Origin of the sequence: Streptomyces cirratus, assembly GCF_014650775.1 — a bacterium.
Classification (GTDB): Bacteria; Actinomycetota; Actinomycetes; order Streptomycetales; family Streptomycetaceae; genus Streptomyces; species Streptomyces cirratus.
In genome coordinates, this window is record NZ_BMVP01000006.1 from 35,100 (window position 1) to 49,855 (window position 14,756).

A 14,756-nucleotide genomic window follows, 5' to 3' on the forward strand; every position below is an offset into this window, starting at 1 on the left:
CAGGTGGAGGAGGCGCTGTGAGCAGCGACCCGTGGGGCCGAGTCGACGAGACCGGCACCGTGTACGTGCGTACTGCCGAGGGCGAGCAGGTCGTCGGCTCTTGGCAGGCGGGCACCCCTGAGGAGGCCCTGGCCTACTTCGAGCGCAAGTACGAGGGCCTGGTGGTCGAGATCGGCCTCCTCGAACGACGGGTGCGGACCACCGATCTGTCCGCCAAGGACGCCCAGACGGCGATCGACCACCTGCGTACGCAGGTGGACGAGCACCACGCCGTGGGCGATCTCGACGCACTGCGCGTCCGGCTGGACAAGCTGGTCGCGACGGTCGAGTCGCGGCGCGAGGAGCGCAAGCTCCAGAAGGCCAAGCAGGCGGACGAGGCCCGTACGGCCAAGGACGCGCTGGTCACCGAGGCCGAGCAGCTGGCGCAGAGCGACCAGTGGCGCAGCGCGGGCGAGCGGCTGCGCGCCCTGGTGGACATCTGGAAGGGGCTGCCCCGGCTCGACCGCAAGTCGGACGACGAGCTGTGGCACCGCTTCTCGCACGCCCGCTCGGCGTTCTCCAAGCGTCGCAAGGCGCACTTCGCCTCGCTGGACGCGCAGCGCGAGGACGCCCGCAAGGCCAAGGAGAAGCTGGTCGCGGAGGCCGAGTCGCTGTCGAAGTCGACGGACTGGGGTCCGACGGCCGCCCGCTACCGCGAGCTGATGGAGAGCTGGAAGGCGGCGGGCCGGGCGCAGCGGGAGGCGGAGGACGACCTGTGGAACCGTTTCCGTGGGGCGCAGGACGTCTTCTTCGCGGCCCGCAGCGAGGTCTTCGCGGAGCGTGACGCCGAGCAGGTGGAGAACCTGCGGCTCAAGGAGGAGCTGGCCGAGGAGGCCGAGAAGCTCGTTCCGGTGACGGACTTGAAGGCGGCCCGGGCCGCGTTCCGCTCCCTCAACGAGCGCTGGGAGGCCATCGGCCACGTGCCGCGTGACGCGCGGCCCAAGGTCGAGGGCCGGATGCACGCGGTGGAGCGGGCGATCCAGGAGGCCGAGGAAGGCGAGTGGCGTCGTACGAATCCGGAGGCGAGGGCGCGTGCGGCCGGCCTGACGGGTCAGCTGCAGGCGGCGGTCGACAAGCTGCGCGAGCAGATCGACGCGGCCCGCGCCACGGGCAACAACGCGAAGGCCGACAAGCTGTCCCGGGAGCTGGAGGGCCGCCAGGCCCTGCTGGACCAGGCGCTCAAGGGCCTTGAGGAGTTCGGCGGCTGACGGACGGCTGCGCCCGACGCGGAGAAGGGCACCACCCCCGGGGGTGGTGCCCTTCTCCGCGTCGGGCGCAGGGGTTACGGCCTGCGGGCCGAGGTCACGCGGTAGACGTCGTAGACGCCCTCGACGCCCCGCACGGCCTTGAGGACGTGTCCCAGGTGCTTCGGGTCGCCCATCTCGAAGGTGAACCGGGAGGTGGCCACCCGGTCGCGGGAGGTCTGCACGGCCGCCGAGAGGATGTTGACGTGCTGGTCGGACAGGACGCGGGTGACGTCCGACAGCAGCCTGGACCGGTCCAGCGCCTCGACCTGGATGGCGACCAGGAAGACGGAGGACTGGGTGGGCGCCCATTCGACCTCCAGCATCCGTTCGGGCTGCTGGGACAGCGAGTCCACGTTGACGCAGTCGGCGCGGTGAACCGATACGCCGCTGCCCCGCGTGACGAATCCGATGATCGGGTCGCCCGGTACCGGCGTGCAGCAGCGGGCCAGCTTGACCCAGACGTCGTCGACGCCCTTGACGACCACACCCGGGTCGGCGCTGCCGCGGCGCTTGCGGCCGCGCGAGGGCGGGACGCTCTCCTCCATGTCCTCGTTGGCCGCGTCCTCGCCGCCGAGGGCCTGGACCAGCTTCTGCACGACGCCCTGCGCGGCCACGTGGCCCTCGCCGATGGCCGCGTAGAGGGAGGAGATGTCGGGGTAGCGCATCTCGTGCGCGAGGGTGACGAGGGAGTCGCCCGTCAGGATCCGCTGGATCGGCAGGTTCTGCTTGCGCATGGCACGGGCGATGGCGTCCTTGCCGTGCTCGATGGCCTCGTCGCGGCGCTCCTTGGAGAACCAGGCGCGGATCTTGTTGCGGGCGCGCGGGGACTTGACGAAGCCCAGCCAGTCACGGGACGGCCCGGCGCCTTCGGCCTTGGAGGTGAACACCTCGACGAGGTCGCCGTTGTCCAGGGTCGATTCGAGCGGCACCAGCCGCCCGTTGACCCGCGCCCCTATGGTGCGGTGGCCGACCTCGGTGTGGACGGCGTAGGCGAAGTCCACCGAGGTGGCGCCGGCGGGCAGTGCGATGACGTCGCCCTTGGGCGTGAAGACGAAGACCTCGTTGCGGGAGAGGTCGAACCGCAGCGAGTCGAGGAACTCGCCCGGGTCCTCGGTCTCCTTCTGCCAGTCCAGCAGCTGGCGCAGCCAGGCCATGTCGTTGACGGTGTCCTGGCCCGCGCTGCCCTTGGCCGCCTGCGGGACGTCGGTGCGGACCTTGGAGGTGCCGGCGACGGTCTGCTGCTTGTACTTCCAGTGCGCGGCGATGCCGTACTCGGCGCGGCGGTGCATGTCGAAGGTGCGGATCTGGAGCTCGACCGGCTTGCCGCTGGGCCCGATGACCGTCGTGTGCAGCGACTGGTACATGTTGAACTTGGGCATCGCGATGTAGTCCTTGAACCGGCCGGGGACCGGGTTCCATCGCGCGTGCACGGTACCGAGGGCCGCGTAGCAGTCCCGGACGGTGTCGACCAGTACCCGGATGCCGACCAGGTCGTAGATCTCGGCGAAGTCGCGGCCGCGCACGATCATCTTCTGGTAGACGCTGTAGTAGTGCTTGGGCCGGCCGGTGACGGTGGCCTTGATCCGGGCGGCCCGGAGGTCGGCCTGGACCTCGTCGGTGACGACCGCGAGGTACTCGTCGCGCTTGGGGGCGCGCTCGGCGACCAGGCGCACGATCTCGTCGTACATCTTGGGGTACAGGATCGCGAAGGACAGGTCTTCGAGTTCCCACTTGATCGTGTTCATGCCCAGCCGGTGCGCCAGCGGGGCGTAGATCTCCAGGGTCTCGCGGGCCTTCTTCTCCTGCTTCTCCCGCTTGAGGTAGCGCATGGTGCGCATGTTGTGCAGGCGGTCGGCGAGCTTGATGACCAGCACCCGGGGGTCCTTGGCCATGGCCACGACCATCTTGCGCACGGTCTCGGCCTGTGCGGCCTCGCCGAACTTGACCCTGTCCAGCTTGGTGACGCCGTCGACGAGCAGGGCGACGGCGTCGCCGAAGTCGCGTCTGAGCTGTTCGAGGCCGTACTCGGTGTCCTCGACGGTGTCGTGCAGCAGGCCCGCCATCAGGGTGGCCGGGTCCATGCCGAGCTCGGCCAGGATGGTGGTCACCGCGAGCGGGTGGGTGATGTACGGGTCACCGCTCTTGCGCTTCTGCCCGCGGTGCCAGCGCTCGGCGACCTGGTACGCCTGCTCGATCTGGCGCAGGGTGGCCGTCTCGATCTTCGGGTCGTTGCTGCGGACTATGCGCAGCAGCGGCTCCAGTACCGGGTTGTACGGGTTGGAACGCTGGACCCCGAGGCGGGCGAGGCGGGCGCGCACGCGGTTGGAGGACCCGGCGGACTTCGCCGGAACGGGCTTGACCGGCGGGGAGGGCTTGACCGGCGGGACCGGCTTGACCGGCGGGGCGGGCGGCGCGGGCGGGGGCGTGGCGGCGGCCGCCGCGGGCTGCTCGGCCTGCGGGTCGGGCTGGGCGGCGGAGAGTGGCTGGACCTCGTCTGGCAAGAGCGCTCCTCTGGGGGTCCCCCTGGACGGCGTCCGGGAGAGGATCCGGAGCCCCGGTCAGGTCCGGATAACCCATGGTAGCGAGGGTTCGGTCCCCTCGTTCTCCGAGCCTCCCGGCGTCCCCCGGCGTCCCCCCGGCCGCCCGCCGGCCGGCCTCCCCCACCGCGGCCGGCGGGCCCGTACGCGAAAGCGGCGGGTACCCGGGACGTCCCGGGTACCCGCCGCCACGAGCGGTGCGAGCGCGTCAGACCACGATCAGCGCGTCCAGCGGGGCGCCGCCCAGAGCGGGCTCCAGCCTCGCGCGGCCGGGCAGGAAGGACAGCTCCATCAGGACCGCCACCCCCGCGACCTCGGCCCCGGCCCGCCGGATCAGCGAGAGCGAGGCCTCCGCGGTGCCGCCGGTGGCCAGGACGTCGTCGATGACCATGACCCGGTCACCGATCGCCAGGTCCTCCGCGTGGACCTCGATCTCCGCGGTGCCGTACTCCAGGTCGTAGGCCTGCCCCAGCGTGGCACCGGGCAGCTTGCCGGCCTTGCGCATCGGCACGAAGCCGAGCCCGGCCTGCACGGCCACCGGAGCGGCCAGGATGAACCCGCGCGCCTCCAGCCCGACGATCTTCGTCGCGCCGTACCGCACCGCCAGCTCCACCAGCGCGTCCGTCAGCGCCGCGAAGGCCTTCGGGTCGGCCAGCAGGGGCGTGATGTCCTTGAACGTCACACCCGGCTTGGGGTAGTCCGGTACGTCCTTGATCCTGCTGAGGAGCAGCTCTCGCACCTCGGGCGTACACGCGGTCACCGGCGCCGCCGCCCCTGGCCCTGGCCCTGCGCCACGACCTGCGGAGTGTCCTGCGCCTCCTGGGCGTCGTCCTGGGACTCGCCCTTGGCCGCCGCGGCGGCCCGCTTCGCGAGCACCCGCTTGCGCAGCGCCTTCATCGCCGGCTCGCGCTCCTTGAGGTCGACGACCAGCGGGGTCGCGATGAAGATCGAGGAGTACGCACCGGCCGCGAGACCGACGAACAGCGACAGCGAGATGTCGTTGAGCATGCCGGCGCCCAGGAAGCCGCCGCCGATGAACAGCAGCGCGCCGACCGGGAGCAGCGCCACGACCGTGGTGTTGATCGAGCGGACCAGCGTGCCGTTGATGCTGCGGTTGGCGATCTCGCTGAACGTGTAGCGGGTCTGCTTCGTGATGTCCTTCGAGCCCTCCTTGAGACCGTCGAAGACGACGACGGTGTCGTAGAGGGAGTAACCGAGGATCGTCAGCAGACCGATCACGGTGCCCGGGGTGACCTCGAAGCCGACCAGCGCGTACACGCCGACGGTGATGGTGAGGTCGTGGATCAGCGCGACCAGCGCCGCGACCGCCATCCGCCACTCGAAGGCGATGGCGAGGTAGAGCACCACGAGGACCATGAAGATGCCGAGGCCCGTCCAGGCCTTGTTCGCGATCTGCTCGCCCCAGCTGGGGCCGACGAGGTCGGCGTTGATCTGGTTCGCGTCGACCTTGAGGTCGGTGGCGAGCTGCTTCTTCACGCCGGCCGCGTCGTCGGTGTTCAGACCCGAGATCTGGATCCGCATGCCGCCGGTGCCGAGCTCTTGGACGATCGCCTCGTGACCGGAGGCCTTCTTGGCGTCCTCGGTCACGTCGGCGACCGAGACGGCCGTCTTCGGGGTGGTGAAGACGGCACCGCCCTTGAACTCGATGCCCATGTTGAGGCCCTGTACGGCCAGGGCAACGATCGCCGTGATGGTGATCAGGATGGAAACGCCGTACCAGAGAAAGCGCTTGCCGACGAAGTCGTATCCGACCTCACCGCGGTACAGCCTGGCGCCGAGATCTCCCAGCTTCGACATCTCACGCCTCCTTTGCGTCGACGGGGGCGGGCACGGCGGCGGCGGTCGCTGCGCCGCCGGTACGACGGGACCGGCGCAGCGGCGGCTTGGCGCCCAGGCGCTTGGGGTCCAGCCCGGACCACGGGTGGCCGCTGGAGAAGAACTTCGTACGCGCCAGCAGGGTCATGACGGGCTTGGTGAAGAGGAACACCACGACCACGTCGAGCAGGGTGGTCAGACCCAGCGTGAAGGCGAAACCCTGCACCTTGCCGACGGTGACGATGAACAGCACGGCGGCGGCGAGGAACGAGACGAAGTCGGACACCAGGATGGTGCGCCGGGCCCGCGGCCAGGCACGCTCCACCGCCGGACGCAGGGTGCGGCCCTCGCGGATCTCGTCGCGGATGCGTTCGAAGTACACGATGAACGAGTCCGCCGTGATGCCGATGGCGACGATGGCACCGCAGACGGCGGGCAGGTTCAGCGCGAACCCGATGCCCTTCCCGAGCAGCGCCATGATCGTGTAGGTCAGCACCGCGGACACCAGGAGGCTGACGATGGCGATGAAGGCCAGGCCCCGGTAGTACACGAGCAGGTAGATCACGACGAGCGCGAGGCCGATCGCGCCGGCGATGAGACCGGCCTGGAGCTGCTCACTGCCGAGCGCGGGGGTGACGGTGGTGACGCTGTCCTCCTGGAAGGAGAGCGGCAGCGCGCCGTAGGACAGCATGTTGCCCAGGTCCTGGGCGGACTGCTGGGTGAAGCCGCCCGAGATCTCGGCGTTGCCGCCGGTCAGCGCCTGGCTCACGGACGGGTCGGAGATGACCTCGCCGTCGAGCACGATGGCGAACTGGTTCTGCGGGGACTGCTTGGTGGCCAGCTCACCGGTGATCTTGGCGAACTTGTCGGCGCCCTTGTCGGTGAACTGCATGGTGACGATCCACTGGGCGCTCTGCGGGTTGATGGCGCCCTTGGCGTTGTCCACGTCCTGGCCGTTGACCGCGGCCGGGCCGAGCACCCACTTGCCCCAGGTGTTGCCGCGCTTGCCACAGGCGAGCGTCGGGTCCTCGGGCTTGACGTCCTTGCCGACCGTGGCGCGCTGCTTCTCGTCGTTGCAGTCCAGCGCGGCGAACTTCGCCTGCAGGTTCGCGACGGCGGCGTCGGCGCCCGACGGGGTCGGGACCGGGGTCGGCGCCTTGTCGTCTGCCTTCTTCGACTCGCTCGCCGAGGGCGAGGGAGAGGGGGCGCCCGGGGCCTTGAGGGCCTCGCTGAGCACACGTCCCTGGGAAGTGGCGCTGGACGACGGGGTGGCCGAGGAGCCGGGCTTGCCGTTCTCCGCCTTGGGGGCGCCGGAACCGCTCGCCGAGGGGCTCGGAGCGCCGCTCGTGGACGGGCTCGGCTTCCCCTCGGGAGCGACCGGGGCGCCGTCGGCGAAGGCCAGGACAGGGCGGAAGTACAGCTGGGCGGTGGTGCCGACCTGCTCGCGCGCCTGCTGCTCGTTCATCCCGCGGGGGATGTTCACGATGATGTGGTCGCGGCCCTGCGTCTGGACCTCGGCCTCCGAGACGCCGAGACCGTTGACGCGGCGCTCGATGATGCCGACCGCCGTGTTCATGTTGGTCTCGTTGACCGCGTCCGGCTTGCCGGGCTCGCTCTTGGCCTTGAGCGTGATGCTCGTGCCGCCCGCGAGGTCGATGCCCAGCCGGGGCGTCGTCTGCTTCGTGAGGAACATCCCCGCGGTGAGCGCCACCATCGCGATCAGGATGATGGCCAGGGCGCGCCCCGGCCTCCCCTGAGCCCCCGTGGGCCGCCGGCCCTTCTTCGGTGCTGCCACCTTGTCGTATCTCCCTGTCCAACCGCCCCGCGCCGGGTCAGCGCGCGGACGGCCACGAAATGTGTGGTGGGGACCCCTGCCCCCCGCAGAAGTGTCGCTGACGGGGACCGCGGCGGCCGCCGGTCAGGCGGCGTCGCGGTCCCCGGCCGGTCGCTACTTGGCGCCGGCCTCGCCGTCGGTCTTGCCGTCGGTCTCGCCGTCGGTCTTGCCGTCCTGCGGCGCGTCGCCCTTGGCCTCGTCCTTCTTGCCCAGGTCGGGCTTGGGAGCCTCGCCCTGGTCCTTGGTGAGGTCGGTCTTGGCCGGCTCGTCCGCCGCGTCCGCGGTGAGCGAGGAGGCGTCGTCCGGTACGACCGGCGTGTCGCTGGTCGGATCATCGGTGATTCCGTGGACGATGCGGTTGTACTCCGCGTCCTCCAGGACCGCGCCGATGGCGTTCTTGGCGTAGATGGCGTGGACGCCCGGGGCCACCTCGAGGGTGAGGGTGTCGTCGCCGATCTCCTTGACCGTGGCGTACATGCCGCCGATGGTACGGACGCCGGTGCCGGGTACCAGGTGGTCGCGCATCTGCGCGGCTGCCTGCTGCTTCTTCTTGGCGGAGCGGGTCATCAGGAACATCGCCCCGATGAGCACGATGAACGGGAGGAGTGTCACGAGATTCACGGGACGGAGATCCTTCGCACGACCGCAGGGGATGCGGCCTTTTCTACGGGGGTGGGCATACCGACCCGAAGGGTCGGCATCGGCGGAGTCTAGGCGAGTCCGCACCGATGGAACAACGCCCAGCATGGCACCGCGGTTCCTGGGCGGTCGAACCTCCGCGCCGTCACGCCCCGAACAAGCCCTGTTGTCCGCTTGATCCACCGGCGCCCTGCCCGGGCGGGACAAGGCCCAGGTGAACCCATGCGGCGGGGGTCGCGACCCGCCCGCGCGGGGTACGCGCCAGCAGCCCCTCGCGGACCAGGAAGGGCTCGGCGACCTCCTCGACGGTCTCGCGCTCCTCACCGACGGCGACGGCGAGGGTGGAGAGCCCCACGGGACCGCCGCCGAACAGCTTGAGCAGCGCCTCCAGCACGGCCCGGTCCAGCCGGTCGAGGCCACGCGCGTCCACCTCGTAGACCTGGAGGGCGGTGCCGGCGATCTCCCGGGTGATCACTCCGTCGGCCCTCACCTGGGCGTAGTCCCGGACCCGGCGCAGCAGACGGTTGGCGATCCGCGGGGTGCCGCGCGAGCGTCCGGCGATCTCGGCGGCCCCGGCGGTGTCGATCTCCACGTCGAGGAGGCGGGCGGAGCGGTGGATGACGCGTTCCAGCTCCTCGGGGGCGTAGAACTCCATGTGCCCGGTGAAGCCGAAGCGGTCCCGCAGCGGCGGCGGCAGCAGTCCGGCGCGGGTGGTCGCGCCGACCAGGGTGAAGGGGGGCAGCTCCAGGGGGATCGCGGTCGCACCCGGCCCCTTGCCGACGATCACGTCGACGCGGAAGTCCTCCATGGCCATGTACAGCATTTCCTCGGCGGGCCGGGACATGCGGTGGATCTCGTCCAGGAAGAGCACCTCGCCCTCCTGCAAGGAGGAGAGGATCGCGGCGAGGTCCCCGGCGTGCTGGATGGCCGGGCCGGAGGTGATCCGGATGGGCGCGCCCATCTCCGCCGCGATGATCATGGAGAGGGTGGTCTTGCCGAGGCCCGGCGCACCGGAGAGCAGGACGTGGTCGGCGGTCGCGCCGCGCTGGCGGGCCGCCTTGAGGACGAGGTCCAGCTGCTGGCGGACCTTCTCCTGGCCGACGAACTCCCCGAGGTCCTTGGGCCGCAGGGCCGCCTCGACGGCGGTGTCCTCGCCGTCCGCCGCCGCCGCGACAATGCGGTCGCTCTCGTCGTCCCAGTTCACGGTGTCAGTCTGCCTTCTCGGTTCGTACGGTGATCATCGTCCCGCCCGCGGCGGTGTACGGGTCAGCGGGCCCGGTTCAGGGACTGCAGGGCGGCGCGCAGCAACTGCGGGACCGGGGCCGAGCCGCCCGCGGCGATGGCTGCCTCCGCCTGCGGGGTCACCGCCGTGACGGCTTCCTCCGCCTCGCGGGAGGCGTACCCGAGGCCGATGAGCGCGGCGGCGAGCTGCTCCGTCCAGGGCGCGGGGCCGGTGGCGGCGGCCCGCTGGGCCCCGACGACGGCGCCCAGCGGCGCGCCCAGCTTGTCCTTGAGCTCCAGCAGCAGCTTCTGCGCGCCCTTCTTGCCGATGCCCGGCACCGCCATCAGGGCCTTCTCGTCCCCCGTCGAGACGGCCACCCGCAGTGCGTCCGGGCTGTGGACGCCCAGCATGGCCTGTGCGAGCCGCGGGCCCACCCCGCTCGCGCTCTGGAGCAGCTCGAAGACCTGCCGTTCGTCGTCGTCGGCGAAGCCGTACAGGGTGAGCGAGTCCTCCCGTACCACCAGGGACGTGGCCAGCCTGGCCGTCTCCCCCAGTCGCAGGCCGGCGACGGTGGTGGGCGTGCACTGGACGGCCATGCCCACTCCCCCGACCTCGATGACGGCCTCGGCGGGGGCGAGGGCGGCGACCGGGCCGCTGACGAACGCGATCATGAGGGGCGGCCTTTCACGGCGGAGGCATGCTGGGCGACCGCCTGCTGGAGGCGGTTTTGGGCGGGGGCCCGCCAGATGTGGCAGATGGCGAGCGCGAGGGCGTCGGCGGCGTCGGCCGGTTTCGGCGGGGCGCTCAGCCGCAGCAGCCGGGTGACCATGGACCCGACCTGCGCCTTGTCGGCCCGGCCGGTTCCGGTGACGGCGGCCTTGACTTCGCTCGGGGTGTGCAGGGCGACCGGCAGGCCGCGCCGGGCCGCGCACAGCATGGCGACGGCGCTGGCCTGGGCGGTGCCCATCACCGTGCTGACGTTGTGCTGGCTGAAGACCCGCTCCACGGCGACGACTTCGGGCCGGTACTCGTCCAGCCACTCCTCCATGCCGCGCTCGACGGCGACGAGCCGGAGCCCCAACTCGGCGTCGGCGGGCGTCCGTACGACCCCCACTCCGAGCATGGTGAGGGGGCGGCCGGCGACCCCCTCGACCACGCCGACACCACACCGCGTCAGCCCCGGGTCCACACCGAGTACGCGCACCTCGCCCCCCTCCTTCGATCGCCTGTCCGTGTGCACGTGCAGGCTATCGGGCTCCACTGACATGACGACGGGCCGACAGGACGTGTCCTGTCGGCCCGTCGCACTGGTGCGAAGTGCGGGGCGCCGGTTAGGCGTCGACCTTCTCCATGACCTCGTCCGAGACGTCGAAGTTGGCGAAGACGTTCTGCACGTCGTCGCTGTCCTCCAGCGCGTCGATCAGCTTGAAGATCTTGCGCGCGCCGTCCTCGTCCAGCTCGACCTGCATGGTCGGGACGAAGCTGGAGTCGGCCGAGTCGTAGTCGATGCCCGCCTCCTGGAGCGCGGTGCGGACCGCGACCATGTCGGTGGGCTCGCTGATGATCTCGAAGGTGTCGCCGTTGTCGTTGACCTCTTCGGCACCGGCTTCGAGCACCGTCTCCAGGACGTCGTCCTCGGAGAGCCCGGCCTTGGGCAGCACGACGACGCCCTTGCGGTTGAACAGGTACGAGACCGAGCCCGGGTCGGCCATCGAACCGCCGTTGCGGGTCATGGCGACGCGGACGTCGGAGGCGGCACGGTTGCGGTTGTCGGTGAGGCACTCGATGAGCACCGCGACACCGTTCGGGCCGTAGCCTTCGTACATGATCGTCTCGTAGTCGGCGCCGCCGGCCTCCAGGCCGCCGCCGCGCTTGACCGCGGAGTCGATGTTCTTGTTCGGGACCGAGCTCTTCTTGGCCTTCTGGATGGCGTCGAAGAGCGTCGGGTTGCCGTCGATGTCGGCGCCGCCCATCCGGGCCGCGACCTCGATGTTCTTGATCAGCTTCGCGAAGAGCTTGCCGCGCTTGGCATCGATCACGGCCTTCTTGTGCTTCGTCGTAGCCCATTTAGAGTGGCCGGACATCCGCCTGTCTCCTTCGCGTCACCAACAGTGTTCGTACCCGATCCTACCGGGACCTGATTACAGCCCCGCGCGCACCATGTCGACGAAGTACGCGTGAACGCGGTCGTCGCCGGTGAGTTCCGGGTGGAACGAGGTGGCCAGCACGTTGCCCTGGCGCACGGCGACGGTGTGGCCGTCGTACGTGGCGAGCACCTCGGCGCCGCCGCCGACGGACTCGACCCAGGGGGCGCGGATGAAGACGCCCTCCACGGGGCCGCCCTCGATGCCCGCGAAGTCGATCTTCGCCTCGAAGGACTCGTTCTGCCGGCCGAAGGCGTTGCGGCGCACGATCATGTCGATGCCGCCGAGCGTCTCCTGGTCCTCACGGCCGTCCAGCAGCTTGTTCGCGAGCATGATCATGCCGGCGCAGGTGCCGTAGACCGGCATCCCGGCCCGCACGCGCTCGCGCAGCGGCTCCAGCATGCCGAACAGCACGGCGAGCTTCGACATGGTCGTGGACTCGCCGCCGGGGATCACCAGGGCGTCGACCTCGGTGAGCTCCTCGGGACGCCGGACCGGCCTGGCCACGGCGTCCGCCGCGGCCAGGGCGATCAGGTGCTCCCGTACGTCGCCCTGGAGAGCCAGGACACCGATGGTGGGAGTCGTCATTACCAGCCCCGGTTGGCGTAACGCTCGGCCTCGGGCAGGGTGTCGCAGTTGATGCCGACCATGGCCTCGCCCAGGTTGCGGGAGGCGTCCGCGATGATCTTCGGGTCGTCGTAGAAGGTGGTGGCCTTCACGATGGCGGCGGCGCGCTTGGCCGGGTCGCCCGACTTGAAGATGCCGGAGCCGACGAAGACGCCCTCGGCGCCGAGCTGGCGCATGAGCGCGGCGTCGGCCGGGGTGGCGACGCCACCGGCGGAGAACAGCACGACGGGGAGCTTGCCGAGCTCGGCGACCTCCTTGACCAGCTCGTACGGGGCGCGCAGCTCCTTGGCGGCGGCGTACAGCTCGTTGTTGTCGAAGCCGCGCAGCTTGGCGATCTCGTTCTTGATCTGGCGCAGGTGGCGGACGGCCTCGACGACGTTGCCGGTGCCGGCCTCGCCCTTCGAGCGGATCATGGCCGCGCCCTCGGCGATGCGGCGCAGGGCCTCGCCCAGGTTGGTGGCACCGCAGACGAAGGGGGTGGTGAACGCCCACTTGTCGGAGTGGTTGACCTCGTCGGCCGGGGTCAGGACCTCGGACTCGTCGATGTAGTCGACGCCGAGGGACTGCAGGACCTGGGCCTCGACGAAGTGGCCGATGCGGGACTTGGCCATGACGGGGATGGAGACGGCCTCGATGATCTCTTCGATCATGTTCGGGTCCGACATGCGCGCCACGCCGCCGTCCTTGCGGATGTCGGCGGGGACCCGCTCCAGGGCCATGACGGCCACGGCGCCGGCGTCCTCGGCGATCTTCGCCTGCTCGGCGTTGACCACGTCCATGATCACGCCGCCCTTGAGCTGCTCGGCCATGCCGCGCTTGACGCGGGAGGTGCCGATAGCCGACTCAGCGGACTGGGGGGTGGAGGGAAGCGTGCTCACGGATTGACCTCACTCGAAGGAAGAAGGGTGCTGCGGTACTACAGCACTGAGCAAACCCCCCGGGTCCAGTCCACTGCAAGGGCCAATGAGGAGCCGGTGGCTCCTTCCGTTTTGGCCATCCGGTACAAGTGCGCCCGCTGCGGATCCGGGCTAGGGGCGGTCGGCGAGGTCGGCGGGGGGCTCGTCGTCCATCTCGAAGGCGAGCGGGAAGGGGGCGTGGCCCGCCAGGCGGAACCAGCGCACCTTGCGGTGCCGGCGCAGGGCCCGGGCGGCCCGTACGGCGTCGTTGTGGAAGCGCCGGGCCATCGGCACCCGGCGCACGGCCGCCGCCAGTTCCTCCGCGGCCTCCACCCCACCGGGCGCGGCCTTCACCGCCTCGACCTGGTCCGCGTCGGCGAACACCGCGCGCAGCGCCTGGCTCAGCTCGCTCTCGGCCACCTCGCGCTGCTCCTTCTCGGCCTGCCGCGCCGCGTGCGCCGCTTCGTACAGCACCAGCGAGGAGGCGGGGTCGAGCACCCCGGAGGTGGCCACCTCCAGCACCACGGAGGCCCGCCGCACCAACTGCGCGTCGAGCGCGGCCCGCGCGGCGTCCATCCGCGAATGCAGCCGGTCGAGCCGCCCGGCGGTCCAGCTCAGGTACACGCCGACGACACCGAACGCGAGGACGATCCAGACAAGGGTTTCGATCACGGACCGCGAGCCTACCGCTCAGGCCGGGGACCCCCATCCGGCCCCCGGGAGCACGCCTCGGTCAGGTTTGCCATCGGCGCACAAGTTTTTCGATCTCACGGGGCGGGGGGACCGCCGACGCCGCGGAGCCCCAGTGCGGCGCCGCCGCGGACAGCTTGTCCGCGAGTTGCCGCGCGAGCTCGAGCCTGCCGGCGGTGTCCTGCTCCTCGGCGATCCGCCGCCCCCACCGCACGGTGTCCACCACAGCGGACTTCACCGCCTCGTAAGCGAGGTAGTAGTCGAGATCAGCCGTCCAGCCGTGGTGGTATCCGTCGGGGGTCTGCCGCTCCCACCCCTGTGTCACCGCGCGCCGCTCGGCCGCACCGTACGCCATCTTGTGCACGTGATCTGCCAACTCGTACACGGGGTCACCCCACAGGGCGAGCTCCCAGTCGAGGAAGGCGAGCCCCCCGCCCTCCGTGACGATCATGTTCTGGCGGTGGATGTCCGCGTGCAGGAGCCCGAAGCGGCGGCCTGTCACCTCTCGCACTTGGTCCTGGAGCACACGACAGGGGTCCTCCGGGACGCCCAGCGACCGGTAGGTCTCCTCGACCCGCTCGTCCGGTCGGCTCCGGATCGTCCGTACGAGGTCCAGGAGTCGTCCGGCGAAGCCACGCGTGTCGCCGTCCGACGGCCAGTCGTCCGGAACGGCGGGCAGCGCGGACCGCGGCACCCGCGACAACTCTCCGAAGAGTCCCTCGACACCCTTCACCACGGTCTCAGGCAGTGGCTTTCCTTCGGGCGCCAGGCTGTCGACGCGGCGCCCGGCGACGAAGCCGTGGATCTGGAACTCCGGATTCGTACCCGCGTACAGCAGGCGTGGGGCCGACGCCACCCAGGGTCCGACCGCCTCCAGCACCTGCGCCTCGGGCCACAAGGTCAGGTCCATGGCGTCCGTGCCACCCGAGCGAATGCGTACGACGACGGGCCCGCTGTCCGCCTCCACCCTGATGTTGCGGTGGTAGTTGCCCGACAGAGCGGCGCCCTGCTCACAGGCCTCCTTGTAAAGCGCGAGGGGATCCAT

General features: G+C 70.7%; 14 protein-coding genes. 1 reads left to right on the top strand and 13 read right to left on the bottom strand.

The annotated features are described in order from the left end of the window. Window positions 1–17: 17 nt before the first annotated feature. On the top strand, window positions 18–1,247 hold the full coding sequence (locus IE207_RS17495) for a DUF349 domain-containing protein (RefSeq protein WP_190185173.1): 1,230 nt from the start codon (window positions 18–20) through the stop codon (window positions 1,245–1,247). Window positions 1,248–1,321: 74 nt separating this feature from the next. Here IE207_RS17495 and IE207_RS17500 read toward each other — a convergent pair whose 3' ends face one another. From IE207_RS17500 to IE207_RS17560, 13 genes are all read right to left on the bottom strand, one after another. Beyond that, a complete protein-coding gene (locus IE207_RS17500) occupies window positions 1,322–3,787 on the bottom strand; it encodes a RelA/SpoT family protein (protein WP_190185174.1) in 2,466 nt (821 codons plus the stop codon). Between the two features lie 244 nt (window positions 3,788–4,031). Further along, a complete protein-coding gene (locus tag IE207_RS17505) occupies window positions 4,032–4,583 on the bottom strand; it encodes an adenine phosphoribosyltransferase (RefSeq protein WP_190185175.1) in 552 nt (183 codons plus the stop codon). Further along, the gene (gene secF / locus IE207_RS17510; RefSeq protein ID WP_190185176.1) at window positions 4,580–5,641 is read right to left on the bottom strand and encodes a protein translocase subunit SecF; all 1,062 of its coding nucleotides are present in this window, start codon (window positions 5,639–5,641) and stop codon (window positions 4,580–4,582) included. The genes IE207_RS17505 and secF overlap by 4 nt, the downstream gene beginning before the upstream one ends. 1 nt (window position 5,642) lies before the next feature. Next, window positions 5,643–7,454, bottom strand: a complete 1,812-nt coding sequence (gene secD / locus IE207_RS17515) for a protein translocase subunit SecD (protein WP_190185177.1) — start codon at window positions 7,452–7,454, stop codon at window positions 5,643–5,645. A gap of 153 nt (window positions 7,455–7,607) precedes the next feature. Next, complete coding sequence (gene yajC / locus IE207_RS17520) at window positions 7,608–8,114, bottom strand: preprotein translocase subunit YajC (RefSeq protein ID WP_190185178.1); 507 nt, start codon at window positions 8,112–8,114, stop codon at window positions 7,608–7,610. Window positions 8,115–8,277: 163 nt separating this feature from the next. Continuing rightward, a complete protein-coding gene (ruvB, locus tag IE207_RS17525) occupies window positions 8,278–9,336 on the bottom strand; it encodes a Holliday junction branch migration DNA helicase RuvB (protein ID WP_190185179.1) in 1,059 nt (352 codons plus the stop codon). A gap of 62 nt (window positions 9,337–9,398) precedes the next feature. Further along, window positions 9,399–10,025, bottom strand: coding sequence for a Holliday junction branch migration protein RuvA (ruvA, locus tag IE207_RS17530; protein ID WP_190185180.1), 627 nt, complete (start codon window positions 10,023–10,025; stop codon window positions 9,399–9,401). Continuing rightward, window positions 10,022–10,558, bottom strand: coding sequence for a crossover junction endodeoxyribonuclease RuvC (gene ruvC / locus IE207_RS17535; RefSeq protein ID WP_190185181.1), 537 nt, complete (start codon window positions 10,556–10,558; stop codon window positions 10,022–10,024). Before ruvC ends, ruvA begins: the two co-directional genes overlap by 4 nt. A gap of 127 nt (window positions 10,559–10,685) precedes the next feature. Then, on the bottom strand, window positions 10,686–11,438 hold the full coding sequence (locus tag IE207_RS17540) for a YebC/PmpR family DNA-binding transcriptional regulator (protein WP_190185182.1): 753 nt from the start codon (window positions 11,436–11,438) through the stop codon (window positions 10,686–10,688). A 57-nt stretch (window positions 11,439–11,495) separates the two neighbouring features. Continuing rightward, entirely contained in the window at window positions 11,496–12,086 is a 591-nt protein-coding gene (pdxT, locus tag IE207_RS17545) for a pyridoxal 5'-phosphate synthase glutaminase subunit PdxT (RefSeq protein ID WP_190185183.1), read from the bottom strand. Beyond that, window positions 12,086–13,003 (bottom strand): pyridoxal 5'-phosphate synthase lyase subunit PdxS, encoded by a 918-nt coding sequence (gene pdxS / locus IE207_RS17550; protein ID WP_030157377.1) that lies wholly within the window; start codon window positions 13,001–13,003, stop codon window positions 12,086–12,088. Before pdxS ends, pdxT begins: the two co-directional genes overlap by 1 nt. Window positions 13,004–13,153: 150 nt before the next feature. Next, on the bottom strand, window positions 13,154–13,693 hold the full coding sequence (locus IE207_RS17555; RefSeq protein WP_190185184.1) for a LemA family protein: 540 nt from the start codon (window positions 13,691–13,693) through the stop codon (window positions 13,154–13,156). 61 nt (window positions 13,694–13,754) lie between these two features. Further along, window positions 13,755–14,756: an aminoglycoside phosphotransferase family protein gene (locus tag IE207_RS17560; protein WP_190185185.1), complete on the bottom strand. Its 1,002-nt coding sequence runs from the start codon at window positions 14,754–14,756 to the stop codon at window positions 13,755–13,757.